At 53.1% G+C, this 13,381-nt stretch carries 12 protein-coding genes and 1 pseudogene; 10 read left to right on the forward strand and 3 right to left on the reverse strand.

Annotated features, from left to right (window positions below):
• The 4 genes from ACYC56_RS07635 to ACYC56_RS07650 all read left to right on the forward strand — a co-directional run.
• The coding region (locus ACYC56_RS07635) for a PEP/pyruvate-binding domain-containing protein (RefSeq protein WP_461373585.1) at positions 1-1,973 on the forward strand (1,973 nt) is incomplete at its 5' end.
• 229 nt (positions 1,974-2,202) lie between these two features.
• Positions 2,203-2,493 carry a DUF378 domain-containing protein gene (locus ACYC56_RS07640; RefSeq protein ID WP_461373586.1) on the forward strand — a complete coding sequence of 97 codons (291 nt, stop codon included), beginning with the start codon at positions 2,203-2,205 and terminating at the stop codon, positions 2,491-2,493.
• Positions 2,494-2,673: 180 nt separating this feature from the next.
• Entirely contained in the window at positions 2,674-2,985 is a 312-nt protein-coding gene (locus tag ACYC56_RS07645) for a ferritin family protein (protein WP_461373587.1), read from the forward strand.
• A gap of 134 nt (positions 2,986-3,119) precedes the next feature.
• Positions 3,120-3,371 (forward strand): phosphohydrolase, encoded by a 252-nt coding sequence (locus ACYC56_RS07650; protein WP_461373588.1) that lies wholly within the window; start codon positions 3,120-3,122, stop codon positions 3,369-3,371.
• Here the strand turns inward: ACYC56_RS07650 and ACYC56_RS07655 are convergent.
• Positions 3,368-4,039 carry an alpha/beta hydrolase gene (locus tag ACYC56_RS07655; protein ID WP_461373589.1) on the reverse strand — a complete coding sequence of 224 codons (672 nt, stop codon included), beginning with the start codon at positions 4,037-4,039 and terminating at the stop codon, positions 3,368-3,370. The two genes, ACYC56_RS07650 and ACYC56_RS07655, sit on opposite strands and share 4 nt — an antisense overlap.
• Before the next feature lie 122 nt (positions 4,040-4,161).
• Between ACYC56_RS07655 and ACYC56_RS07660 the strand changes: the two genes are divergently transcribed.
• Both ACYC56_RS07660 and ACYC56_RS07665 read left to right on the forward strand, forming a co-directional pair.
• Complete coding sequence (locus ACYC56_RS07660; RefSeq protein ID WP_461373590.1) at positions 4,162-4,791, forward strand: hypothetical protein; 630 nt, start codon at positions 4,162-4,164, stop codon at positions 4,789-4,791.
• 117 nt (positions 4,792-4,908) lie between these two features.
• Entirely contained in the window at positions 4,909-5,706 is a 798-nt protein-coding gene (locus ACYC56_RS07665; protein ID WP_461373591.1) for an inositol monophosphatase family protein, read from the forward strand.
• A 5-nt stretch (positions 5,707-5,711) separates the two neighbouring features.
• Here the strand turns inward: ACYC56_RS07665 and ACYC56_RS07670 are convergent, their stop codons facing one another.
• Positions 5,712-6,131, reverse strand: coding sequence for a MarR family winged helix-turn-helix transcriptional regulator (locus tag ACYC56_RS07670; RefSeq protein WP_461373592.1), 420 nt, complete (start codon positions 6,129-6,131; stop codon positions 5,712-5,714).
• Between the two features lie 288 nt (positions 6,132-6,419).
• Here ACYC56_RS07670 and hemE point away from each other — a divergent pair, with 288 nt between their 5' ends.
• The 4 genes from hemE (at position 6,420) to ACYC56_RS07690 (ending at position 12,783) form a co-directional block, all read left to right on the forward strand.
• Positions 6,420-7,454: a uroporphyrinogen decarboxylase gene (gene hemE / locus ACYC56_RS07675; RefSeq protein WP_461373593.1), complete on the forward strand. Its 1,035-nt coding sequence runs from the start codon at positions 6,420-6,422 to the stop codon at positions 7,452-7,454.
• Between the two features lie 30 nt (positions 7,455-7,484).
• A complete protein-coding gene (gene hemH / locus ACYC56_RS07680; RefSeq protein ID WP_461373594.1) occupies positions 7,485-8,441 on the forward strand; it encodes a ferrochelatase in 957 nt (318 codons plus the stop codon).
• Positions 8,442-8,506: 65 nt separating this feature from the next.
• Positions 8,507-9,973, forward strand: a complete 1,467-nt coding sequence (hemG, locus tag ACYC56_RS07685) for a protoporphyrinogen oxidase (protein WP_461373595.1) — start codon at positions 8,507-8,509, stop codon at positions 9,971-9,973.
• Between the two features lie 113 nt (positions 9,974-10,086).
• Positions 10,087-12,783 carry an MASE3 domain-containing protein gene (locus ACYC56_RS07690; protein WP_461373596.1) on the forward strand — a complete coding sequence of 899 codons (2,697 nt, stop codon included), beginning with the start codon at positions 10,087-10,089 and terminating at the stop codon, positions 12,781-12,783.
• Between the two features lie 132 nt (positions 12,784-12,915).
• On the opposite strand, the pseudogene ACYC56_RS07695 reads toward ACYC56_RS07690, so the two are convergent.
• Positions 12,916-13,317: pseudogene (locus ACYC56_RS07695) on the reverse strand (halocarboxylic acid dehydrogenase DehI family protein); the annotation flags it as partial.
• Positions 13,318-13,381 lie beyond the last annotated feature (64 nt).

Genomic DNA, 13,381 nt, shown 5'->3' on the forward strand with positions numbered 1-13,381 from the left:
AAGCGCAAGCCGGTTTCATCGTTCGCAGCTCGGCGACCATCGAGGACACCCCGAAGGCAAGCTTTGCCGGGATACTTTCATCGTACCCCGACGTTCACGGCCTCGAAGATATGACCGATGCGGTGCGCAGGTGCTGGGCCTCTATCTTCACGCCAGAGGCGCACATCTACCTCAAAGAACAGGGAATGCTCGCAGAACAGCCCCAGCAAACTGAAAAAAACGAACAAAACGAACAAATCCAGCAAACCTCACAAATCCGCCAAACCGGGATTGGCGTTGCTGTGCTAACCCAGGCGATGATACCCGCCGAGCGCTCGGGAATAGTGTTTTCGATGGATACCGTGACCGGCGACACCGATAAGGTCATCGTGGACGCCATCTTCGGGTTCGGTGAGGAAATCGTCTCGGGTGAAGTAACGCCCGAGCGCTATGTCTATTCGCGTAAGCGGCAGATGATAGTGAGCCGCAGGATGGGCAGACAGACCGAATTTACCACCCCAACCGGTGAGCGCAAGCCTGTTTTTGAAAATCTCCGACTCCTACCAAAGCTCAGCGACCGCGAGGTATGCGAGCTCGCTACTATCGGGATACGCCTCGAGCAGCTTTTCGGAGTTCCCCAGGATATCGAGTGGGCCTTTAGCGAGGGCCGGTTTTATGTTCTGCAATCGAGGCCGATTGTCATCGGCGAACGTTATGAGAAACTGTTTCCACAGGTAGGGGAGCAGACGGTTCTCTTGCGGGGTGTCGGCGTGAGCCCTGCGGTGGGCTCGGGGTACGTCCACATGATCAGCCCGGAAGAGGTGCCCGAGGTCGCGCCGAACACCGTCATCGTTGCACGCCGTATAACCAACGACCTCGCCGTCCATCTGCGACGGGCCGCCGCGGTAGTGACCGATGAAGGGGGAGCCACGAGCCACGGCGCAAATATCCTGCGTGAGTTCGGTGTGTCTTGTGTTTTCGGGACAGGCAACGCCACCGAAAGGCTGAGAGAGGATCAAGTGGTTACCGTCGACGGCTTTCGCGGGGTTGTCTACGAGGGCGATCTCGGTGTTATTGTAAGGGAGATATCCGCTGTGCCGCCGACCGAAACGCGGGTATTCGTTTCTATCCTTATCCCAGAAAAAGCCCGCAGCATCGCCCCATTTGCCGACGGCGTCTCGTCGCTTCGGGATGACTATTTCATGCTCGAATCCGGCGTTCATCCCATCAAGATGATCGAAGAGGGGCTGGGACCGTATCTCGAGGACAACATAACCAACGGTATTATCCAAACGCTTTCGATGTTCGGGGATAAGCCCGTCTGGTACAAAACCATGGATGCTCCAACCGATGAGTTCAGAAGGCTTAAGGGCGCCGAAGACCCCGAGGAGAGAAACCCCCTATTCGGCTGGCGCGGAATCGGGCGCGAGCTTGAGGAGCCCGAGATGCTTAAACTCGAGCTGAGAGCCATTAAGCGGGCGCTCAATAAAGCCGGTGGAAACCTCGGCGTCAAGCTTCCCTTTATCCGCTTCGTCGATGAGCTGATTCAGGTGAAGCGGCTCATGCGTGAGGTCGGGTTGAAACCCCATGAGGATGTCGAAGTCGGCATCTCCGTTGAAAACCCGGCGGTCGTGTTTACGCTCGACGATTTCATCGACGAGGGCATCGATTTTATCAGCATCGGCTTGAGCGATCTCGTTATGTGCACGCTGGCGGTCGACCGTGAGAGCCAGAAGGTGGCCGGTCTCTTCAGGCCCGACCATCCGGCGGTGCTTCGCCTGCTCGGTGAGATAGCGAGTGTTGCCGGCAGAAACGGCATATTCACGTGTGTTGCAGGCGAGAGCGCGAGGCATCCCGAAGTGTTGCCGTTCCTCATACAATCCAAGTTCGACGCTATAGGCGTGTCACTTTCCTTCTTTGCCGATACCAAGCGCGAAGTCGCCCGGCTTGAGCACGAGGCGCGAGCAGAGGGTCGCCATATCGCCGGGCTCTAGAGAAGGAAACCACCCGGCCCCACCCTGAGCCCCTTCCATAACCAGGCATTTTGTCCAGTAGAGTCATGAAGTATCGGTATATTATTTCAAACGCTTTAATTACACAAAATATCTCGTTAGAACCCGCGAAATCGGGGAACCTAGATACGTAGACCGGCGAATCCGGCCCGGTGCTGTTGTACCGGGGTTTATCACCGGCACTACTGAACGATTTTAGGAGGTGAGATCGATGGCAACAGCAACTAGAGCTAACAGGCTTAACTGGTTAGACTGGACCGCCCTTACCCTCACTGTTATTGGTGCGCTTAACTGGGGTTTAGTCGGATTCTTCAACTTTGATCTAATTAGGGCGATCTTTAGCGGAAACGGATCACCGACTGCGACAATTACGCTATTCTCCGACGTTATATTCGCGATTGTCGGGTTAGCTGGTCTATACTCGATTTATTCACTCTACAAAGTAAGCCAGATGCGGGCCGGCGCAATGCCAGCTGAAGAGCGTATGAGAAGGGCTGCTTAGTGTTCGGTCTAGTTATACTGTCTTGAGTACATGCCTTACTTGCGAGGTGGGTGGCGATTGTCACCCACCTTTCTTTGTTTCAAACACCCCAGGTACGGGTATAAGCACTACAGTAAAAGGTAAACGCCTGCATGGCTGACAAGGGTAAGAATTCAAGAAGAAACGAAAGGAGCCATCCCGATGCCTGATTTTGTAAATCCGTTTAGCGGCATGGTGCCCAGAAAAATGACGAAAGAAGAACTATTGCGTGCGATACGGCTGGATCTTAGCGCAGAAGAAGAGGCCGTTCATCTCTATATGGCGCATGCCGACGCGACGGATGACCCGCTTGCAAAGAAAGTCCTTATCGATATCGCAAACGAAGAGCGCATCCACGTCGGCGAATTCCAACGCCTCCTCAGCATCCTCGCCCCCGACGAAGATAAGCTGTTGGCCGATGGCGCCCGCGAAGTAAATGAGATGAACGCTGAAGTTTCTGGAACAGATGGCTAGTAACGAACAGAATCCAGAAGGCGGTTTTAAGGTTTTATTCTGAATTCTGACTCCTGGCTTCTGTTTATGTTAAGCTTAAGCCGTAAAAATGATAACGGTGACGTATCATACAGCTCTTGTAAAGGAAGATTACAATGACCGCAAAGTGTCCCGGTTCCGATATGAGAAACATAACGGCGGGAGTATATGCGTGTCCCAAGTGCGGTTACGGTGTTGAGATATTCTCGGACGAGATGTGCAGAAGATGCCCGAAATGCAAGGAATGGGTCGAGAAGAAAGAGACCCCATCGTGTGTGCAGTGGTGCCAATCCGCCCGCTCATGCCTGGGTGAAGAGCGCTGGAAGGCCGTCATGGATGTGCTCGGCAAAGATACGGAGAAACCTTAGGCGGCCTCGTCTTTGTTTTCTAAGCCTCCCATGAGATGCGTCTGAAACCAATCGACCGTGAGCGCTAACACCATCCGGTAATCCTCCGGGTCGGTGAAGAGGTGGTCCGCGCCTTCGATGATCTGCAGGGAGGCCGGCGCCGTCATCTCCCTAAAAAACCGCTGTGTCTGGGGTAGCAGCGGATCATTGGTGCCCTGAATAAAGAGGGTCGGCGTTCGTATTTCCCCCGCGCGCTCGTAAAGGTCCGGGAATTCGCCGTTTGTCCGCGGGGCCCGCAATACCATCGTCGCTATCCTGCGTTCTAGGCTAAGGTAAAGGCAGGTTAAGCACCCCGAGCTTGATCCGTGAAGCCCTATCTTATCCCCGTCGATATCGTCCCGCAACTCCATGAGCGCCACCGCATGCCGCAGGTCGTCGAGTTGCTGATCGATGGTCGAGTCCCGCTTGGTCCCCTCGCTCTCGCCGTGGCCGGTATAGTCAAACAAAAACGTGGCGATTCCCCGGCCGACCAGCTCATCGGATATCGGTACGCTGCGCGGGCTGTTCTTGCTGCTATCAAAGCCATGCGAGAACACGACAACCGGATAAGGCCCGGGTGCCGCGGGTACGTTTAGAACCCCTGCGAGCGTGTATCCCCTTGAATTTACAAAAAATATCCTTTGCTCCATACCCCTTTATACGCATCTGTTTTACACCCTAAACAAAATTTGGACTTATCACTGAAGTGCCGGTTATACTTGCCGATACAAAATTTGAGGAAATTCACGATTCAGACACATAGGGAGGCAAAATGGGAAGCTCAGAAAAATCCAAAACATCTAATAAAACACCTAATAGATCATCTAATAGTTCAGCTAATAAAACATCCAATGTCAGTCATGCAGAACTAGCCGATGCGAAGCGTTATATCAAGCTCTCCGGCAGCGGCTCGATAGTGCGGTCGTATTTTAAAGAGACCCATTGTTCGGTCGAGAACACAGAAATCGACAGCAAAGGCCTCTATTGTTTTGAAAAGCTTATCCGCCTGGCATTCATCCAGTCGATGAAAGACGATTTCGTACTGGGACAGCAGGAGGGCTTTATCACATACATCACCGGTCTAAACGAGAATTTCGAATCCCCAAATGTCAGCGACTGGCGACCCGAGCAGGCGGCCATACGCGTTGCCGATTTCATATTGAGCTTCTATAACCTCTACGTCTACCAGTGGAAAAAGCACGGTCGCCTCACTGAAAAATCGCTTGCGAAGTTCGTTGAAATCGCCCACGAGTGTCTCGATTTCAGCTATCTCAAGCTCAGCGACAAGTTCAATAACTTACCCAAAGACATTAAAGAGACGGTAAACAAAGCCTTTTTCTTAACTAATAGCAGGATTGATGAGTGGTATGAAGAAAGAACTATGGAGGTTTCGGCAGTATAGCCTTATCTGCCGGCTTCTCTTTTACGTCATCGAGAAACAGGGTATATCAAGCTCGAAGATAGCGTAGACGGCGCTTTTCTTCGACGCCGTTGGCCCGCTATTAGAAATCGAGATCCCATGGAGAACACTGGAAACACCGAGAACTTCTTAGATACTGCGGTTGAACTTGCGCTTCACGCCGGTCACCTCATCAAACGGTTAGCGAAACAACCCCACACTATAACCTATAAAGGGGCAATCGACCTTGTAACGGAGGCCGATGTGCAATCAGAGGCGCTCGTAATTGCCGGCATAAAAGAGCGTTTTCCCGACCACGGTATTCTAGCCGAGGAGAAAGGCAGTGAGCAGGGCGAATCTGAGTTCCTTTGGATCATCGATCCGGTCGACGGCACCACCAACTACGCACACGGCTTTCCCGTATACGGCGTTTCCATTGCGCTTGAATACCGGGGCGAAGTAATCGTCGGCGTGGTCTACGAGCCCAATCTCGATGAACTGTTTACAGCCGAAAAAGGGAAAGGCGCGTTTTTAAATGGCGCGCCGATTCGGGTTTCCGAGACCCGCGATCTCGATAAATCGCTTCTTGCGACCGGTTTTCCCTACAACTTCAGGACCGATCCCGACCGCATAATCAAACTCTTCACCGCCTTTTCACTCAAGGCCCAGGGAATACGAAGGGCGGGGGCCGCCACAATCGACCTGGTCTCTCTTGCCTGCGGACGCTTCGACGGCTTTTGGGAATTCGGCCTCAAGCCCTGGGATATGGCCGCCGGTGGTTTGATCGCCATCGAAGCCGGAGCCAGGATTACCGGGATGGAAGGCCAGTCCTATGACATACGTGTCCCCGAAATCGTTGCGAGTAACGGGTTTATCCACGACCAGATGTTAGCAGTAATTAACGAAGCTTCAAAATAAGTGTGTTATCCTTCGTTCATTTTCTTCAGGATGCGGACGAGTTCTTCCTGCTCTTCTCGTGAGAGGCGCTCGACGTAAGGCGTCAATATCATGCGGTGCGCTTCTTTCGATCGCTCAACGACATCGCGACCTTTATCCGTTAGGTGAAGGCGGGTCACCCGGCGATCTGCGGTGCAGGGGGTGCGCGTTGCATATCCCGCCTCAACCAGGCGGTCTACTGTGACGGTCGCGGTGGGCTGGCTGACGCCGATGCTGGTCGCAAACGTCGAGACGTCGCAGCCCTCATTAGCCGAAAGCATTCTCAGCGCATTGTGATCTGCACGGCTGACCCCGAGAATCCTGCTCACATGCTGCGGGCGGGACTTCCTTAATACGCTTAAGAGACCGTCCAGTATTTCATCTATATTGCGATCCAGAAACTGCACCTTGCATTTCTCCTAATACTTAGATAAACTAAGTATAACATGCTTTTGTAAATTGTCCAGATTATACAATACCCAGTCTGTAATGGTAGTATCGTAATCGGGAGTATAAAATATAAGCATAAAATATATATCGAGCTTCGATATTATAGAATTACTAAGTATATGGCTGAGAGGCAAGCAGTAATCTTCAGAACCACGCAATCATGGAACCACCGGACTACATCGAGATAAAGCTCCTGAAGGAAGAATCAGCTATCAGCTATAGGCGGCTTTGAAAGGAGCATGAAAATGGCATTTAACGATCGTTTCTTGAAAGCATGCAGGCGCGAGCCGGTAGACGCGACACCGGTATGGTTGATGCGCCAGGCGGGCCGGTACATGAAAGAGTACCGCGACATCCGCGCGAAACACGACTTTCTCACGATGTGCAAAACACCCGAGGTAGCTGCGGAGGTAACGCTGCAGCCAGTCAATGCGCTCGGCGTCGACGCGGCGATCCTCTTCGCCGACATTCTTCTTCCTCTCGAAGGCATGGGTATTGACCTCGAGTTCGCAAAGGGCGAGGGCCCGGTCATCCACAATCCCGTGCGCAACCAGGCAGATGTCGATGCGATCAGGATCATCGAAGCAGAAGAAGCCACCCCCTACGTTGCTGACGCCATTAAGATAGTGCGGCGCGAACTCGAGGGACGCGTTCCCCTTATCGGGTTTTCCGGGGCACCGTTTACCCTGGCCAGCTACATAGTAGAGGGCGCCGGCTCACGTGACTACCGCTATGCCAAAGCTATGATGTACGAGGCGCCTGAGGCATGGCACGGCTTGATGGAGAAACTCGCCGAAATCGTCACCCGTTACCTGCGGATGCAGATACAAGCGGGCGCACAGGCGGTTCAGATGTTCGATTCCTGGGTCGGCGCGCTCGGGCCGGTAGACTATGAAAAATTCGTTATGCCGTACAGCAAGCGGGTTATGGATAACCTCGCCGGCGACGGCGTACCGAGAATACATTTTGCAAATAACGCATCAACGCTTCTCGAGCTCGTTGCGGCGGCCGGCGGCGACGTAATCGGCGTCGACTGGAGGATCAACCTTGATGTTGCCTGGCAGAGGATCGGCTATGACAAGGCGATACAGGGAAACCTTGACCCGATGACCCTGTTCGGTCCAACGGAATGTATCGAGGAGCGAGTACAAGATATTCTTAACCGCGCGGGCGGACGTCCCGGTCACATATTCAACTTAGGCCACGGCATCCACAAGGATACCTCCGTAGAACATGCCAAAGCCCTTATCGACGCGGTACATAAACTAAGCAAGAGATAGACCACGTTGACCGTTAAAGGAGAGATCAAGGTGTCTTCTAATCAACCCGGCAAAGAAACGATAGGCGTTATGCTGATGGCCTTCGGGGGACCGGACTGCCTCGATGCGGTCGAGTCGTTCATGGAAAAACTCATGAAGGGAAGAAAACCCACGCCCGAGATAGTGGCTAGGGCAAAGGATAAGTACCGCCTCATCGGAGGAAAGTCCCCGCTTCCCGAAATCACAAAACGGCAGGCTGATGCGCTCGAGTCGAAACTTAATGAGCTAAGCGACGGGTCCGTGTCGTTTAAAACGTGCGTCGGGATGCGCTATTGGCACCCGTTTATCGAGGATACGATCACGCAGATGGCGGCCGACGGCATACGCCGGGCCTTCGCGATCAGTATGTCCCCGCACCATTCAAGGGTCAGCACGGGGGCCTACGCCGAGGAGATAGACCGCGTGGTCTCAGAGAAAAACCTCGATATTTCAGTAAAGATAATCGGCGGCATGTACAATCATCCGGTCTTTATAGAGGCGGTCGCCGAAAAAATCACCGCAGCCATCGAACGATTCCCGCGCGAACGGCACTCCGATATCCAGGTTATCTTTAGCGCACACAGCCTCCCCGTAGCCTACATCGAATCCGGCGATCCGTATGTCGAGGAAATCAAGGCGACGATTGACGAGGCTCTTAAAAAAACCGGTCCACTCTCCTGGCGGCTTGCATTTCAAAGCAAGGGGAGCATCCCCGGAGCTTGGCTGGGGCCGGTGGTGGAAGAGGTCTATGAAGAGATAATCGCCGGTGGGCATAAGGACGTGCTCGTCGTTCCGGTAGGATTTGCGGCAGACCACGTCGAGACCCTGTGGGACCTGGATATTCTTCATAAAGGGCAGGCCGAAAAGCTGGGATTAAACTATGAGCGCTCCGACGCGCTCAACGACTCACCCAAGTTTATAGAGGCGCTGGCATCGATGGTGCTGGAAGCGTTAGATAGTAACTCATAGCATCTGTAAAGATTTTAGCTGATGGCTGACCGCTGAAAGCTGATTAATGTAAGAAGGTGGAAAGCATGAAAAAGGTGGCAATCATAGGTGGAGGTATAACCGGGCTCTCTGCGGCCTATGCCGTTAAGCGGGCTATCGACGGCGGGGCGGATATCGACTACGTTCTGCTCGAGAAAAACCCTCGTCTCGGTGGTAAAATCCATACCGAGCGCACCGATAACGGGTTTGTAGTCGAAGGCGGCCCCGACTCCTTTATCTCGACCAAGCCCTCGATTTTCGAGCTTGCAAAGAAACTGGGCTGCGAAGACAGATTCATTATCAGCAACGACGACCTTAAAAAAACCTATATTCTCGTAAAGAACAAGCTGCGCGAGCTGCCGGATGGCGTCATGATGATCGTCCCGACCAAAGTCATGCCGTTTATAACCACCAATCTGTTTTCCTGGCCGGGCAAGGTCCGCATGGCCATGGACTTTTTCATCCCCAGGAAAGAACCGGGCGACGAGACGCTGGCAAGTTACGTTCGCAGGCGTCTTGGCAAAGAGTGCCTGGACAGGCTTGCCGATCCACTGGTCGCAGGTATCTATTCAAGCGACCCCGAGACGATGAGCCTTGAAGCGACCTTCCCTATCTTGCTGGACATGGAGCAGAAATACGGCAGTATAACTAAAGGCATGATCGCATCGATGAAGGCCAGGCTTAAGGCCGCTCCCCACGGGGCTAAACCGGGCGCCCCGGCGGGCCCTAAGCGCACACTGCATATGTCAATGAAAGGCGGCATGCAGGATATCGTCGATGAGCTTTGCAAAGCCGCGGATAAAGACAAGATACTTGTAAACGCCGAAGTCGCGGGAATAGAAGCAAAAAGCGAGAATGGCATAACCGTATACGAGCTGCAGATGACCGACGGCACGACAATCGTGGCGGATGCGATAGTCTTCGCTTCTCCATCCAACGACACGGCAACGCTTGTCGAAAAAATCGATACGCAGCTGGCGGGCGTTTTGAACGAAATCCCGCAGGCGTCGTCGGCGACCATTTCCCTTGCATACCGCAGAAAAGACGTAAAGCACGATTTCAAGGGCTTCGGGTTTCTGGTTCCGCTTGGGGAAGGGTACAAAGTCAAAGGCTGTACCTGGAGTTCCACCAAGTGGAGCGGGCGTATCCCCAATGACGAGTACGCCATGATCCGCGTAGTTCTGGGCGGCGCACGGTCTCAGGAAAACGCGTTTCTCCCGGATGATGAGCTAAGGGCTATAGTAAAAGCGGAGCTGAAAAAGGTTATGGGCATCGATGCCGAACCGGCCGAAAGCTGGATATTCCGTTGGCCGAACGCCATGCCCCAATACACCCTCGGGCACCTCGATCGCCTGAAAAAGATAGAAGAGCGCGCATCCGCACACCCCGGCATGTTCTTGGCCGGCGGTTCCTATCGCGGTGTGGGAATACCCGATTGCATAAATTCGGGAACAAAGGCGGCCGAAGAAGCTGCGGCTTACCTTACGGGCATCACAGAACCGGCCAGAGTCTAATAAATCTAACTTACGGTTATTGTCGACGTTTCACGATTGCGCAATTATAATATACAGTTAATACAAGTGGTAGTGGATTTATCAGCGCACTAAGCGATTTGAGCGTGGTGGCCATGGAAATCGATACAAAAGTCTCGACCCGACGAAACGTTAGCTCATATATATCGGTCATAATTGGACTGCTTATCGTAGTTGGTCTTTACCTGGCAAGTTTGTACAGTTATAACCTTTTTCATAGCCTGGCCGAGCTGTTCAGCATAATCGTGGCCGCCGGCATCTTTATGATCGCCTGGAATTCACGCAGGTTTCTTAACAACAACTACCTGCTGTTCATCGGCATCGCCTATCTGTTCATCGGTGGCGTCGATCTTTTGCACACGCTCGCATACAAGGACATGGGGGTATTCCACGGATACAGCCCAAACCTTGCAACTCAGCTCTGGGTTGCCGGACGCTATATGGAAAGTATAGCGCTGTTGCTCGCACCGCTGTTTCTCGGGCGCAGATTGGGAGTCAAACCGGTATTTGTCGGCTATATGGCTGTGATGGTGGCCCTGCTGCTATCACTCTTTTACTGGCACAATTTCCCGGTTGCTTTTATCGAGGGATCAGGGTTAACCCCATTCAAAAAGATCAGCGAGTATGTGATCTCGCTCATCCTTTTGGGTTCTCTCATCCCGCTCTACAAAAAACGCTATGCATTTGACCCCGGCGTTCTGCGACTACTAATCGCATCGATCGTTGTTACAATCGCACAGGAGATGTCGTTTACTTTATACACCGACCCGTTCGGCTTTACCAACATGATCGGTCATTTTCTAAAAATCCTTGCATTCTTCCTGGTCTATAAAGCAATTATTGAGACGGGCCTTGCACAGCCCTACAGCCTGCTTTTTAGAGAGTTAAAGCAAAGTGAAGAAGCGCTCAGGCAAAGCGAAGAACGCTTTCGCCTGCTGATCGCCGGCGTAAAGGATTACGCCATCTATATGCTTAACCCCGATGGCCTGGTTGCCAGTTGGAACGAGGGCGCCGAACGCATAAAAGGATATGCGGCGGATGAGATAATTGGCGACCACTTCTCCCGCTTTTACACAAACGATCAAACCAAAGCCGACAAACCGGCGGAAGAACTCAAGAGTGCTCTGGCCGAAGGTATGTTCCAGGAAGAGGGCTGGCGTGTGCGTAAAGACAGCTCCCGTTTTTGGGCCAACGTCACCATTACCCCGGTCTATGATGCCGCTGGCAACCATCACGGCTTTACCAAGATCGTTCGGGATATGACCGAGCGCAAGCGTGCCGACGCATTGAGTGAAGCGCTTGATAATATAAAAGCGGTAATCAGCTCAACCCTTGAATTTGACGACATTATGCAAGGCGTAATTATCGATTCCACAAAGGCGATAGGCGCCGAGGCGGCCGGTATCATCCTTCGCGAAGGCGATCACTGGGTTGCCAAGTACCTTTATGGCGTCTCAGAAAATTTAGTCGGTCAGGTGTTAAGCGATGATCAGGCGAAAGCCACGGTTATGGCCGCTACAAGTAAAACGCCGGTCGTCAGTCTCGATACCTTCCATGACGAACGGCTCGACCCCGGAGTAATGAAAAGCTTTGGCCTCAGGTCGCTAATCGCGATCCCATTAACGCTGGAGGATAAGGCAATTGGCACGCTTGTCTTCGGGTACGTTTCGTCACCGGTCGCATTTACCGACGTCCAGGTCGAATTTGCAAGCAAACTCGGGGCTGCCGTATCCATAGCGATGGAAAACGCCAGGCTCTATGAAGCCGAGCACAGGATAGCCGATACGCTTCAAGCGGCAATCCTAACCGTCCCGCAAAACATTCGGGGGATAGAGTTCGGCTACCATTACCGCTCCGCGACTGAGGCCGCAAAAATCGGCGGCGACTTTTATGATTTCTTTGAACTTGGCGGCGACAGAGTCGGTTTTGCAGTCGGCGACGTATCCGGCAAAGGTCTTGAGGCCGCCGCTATAACCTCAATGGTAAAAAGCACGATGCGGGCCTTTGCATATCGCGATTGCAACCCATCCTGCGTGCTTGCAGAGACCAATAACGCCATCGGGCGGCAACTGTCCCTCGGACAATTCGTCACGGCGATTTATGGGGTTATCGATCTTGTAACCGGTTCGATCAGCATGGCAAGCGCCGGCCATCCCGACCCGTTTACCTGCGGCGAGGACGGGTGCGTCCAACCATCGGCACACCGCAATTACCCCCTTGGCATTTTCCCGGACACCGATTTCGACATGTTTGAAGTCAAACTTGCTCCGGGTGACTCGATGGTGCTGTTTACCGATGGATTAATCGAGGCAAAACGGGGCAGCGAGCTGTTCGGCGATGACCGCGTACATCAGACCTTGAATATTGTCTACCGGGAATCGGTCAACGAAATAATCGATGCGCTTCTAACATCTGTCGGAGAATTTGCCGGCCACCGTTTCTCTGACGACATGGCCATTGTCGCATTTAGATACATGGGTGTCGCGCCTGGTGCTGAACATGACAGAGAAAATGATAAAGGGCGGCATCTTGCGTATAACACCCTACGCTACGAATTCTCCGCGGTCCACCTCCAACAGGTCGAGCGTGACCTGGCGCATCTCCTCTGTATCCAGGAGCAATCCGGGAATGAGATGTGCAGCCAGCCGTACCATGTCCTCGATGGCATCGAAGTCCTCCTCACGAACACCCGCCGCCTTCATCTCATCGCGACCCATCTTAAGCGGATACGCAAACCTATCGGAAGCATGTTGACCGAACTCCGCCAACGCTTCTTTCCCCTGGTCATATGATGGTTGCGACATAACCGTCTTTAAATCGTCCCAGGCGAGTTCTAGAAATCCTGGCCAGACGGCGATTGCCTTAAAATCCTTTCTTATCATGGGCGCCCCCGTTGTCGCCATAATATCCCGGTAGATGGCCTTTACGGTACCGGGCGCATCCTCCTCTTCAACCTGGCGAATAGCGATCTTGCGGATGACCCTATCGCCGAAGGTATCGTGGGCGGACGCAGCATCACCGTTACCGCCGATCGTTGCCCCACCGACCGCCATGAAAAGCGCCTCGGCAATGAGCAATAGTTTAGGGTTGCCGTATTGAAACGCTTGGAGCGTTGTTTGTATATCGACCAGGTCATCGACCGAGATGCCGTAAGCCAGCGCATCTTCATGCTTGTAGGCAGGTACATGCGCGTCAGACACAAACGTTTCCGCAAACCCCCTGGCGCGCGCCACGTCGGCATAAAACTGCTCCGTACCTACCGATTGCTTGATCTGCCCCCAAACGAACTGCAGGAACGATGGATATCCGGCAAACGACTGAAACATCCCCGGAACGAATGGCAGCTGAAGCGATTGCTTTATATCCTCGTAGATATCCTTGACCGCACCG

It is taken from the genome of Candidatus Aquicultor sp. (genome assembly GCF_054640775.1).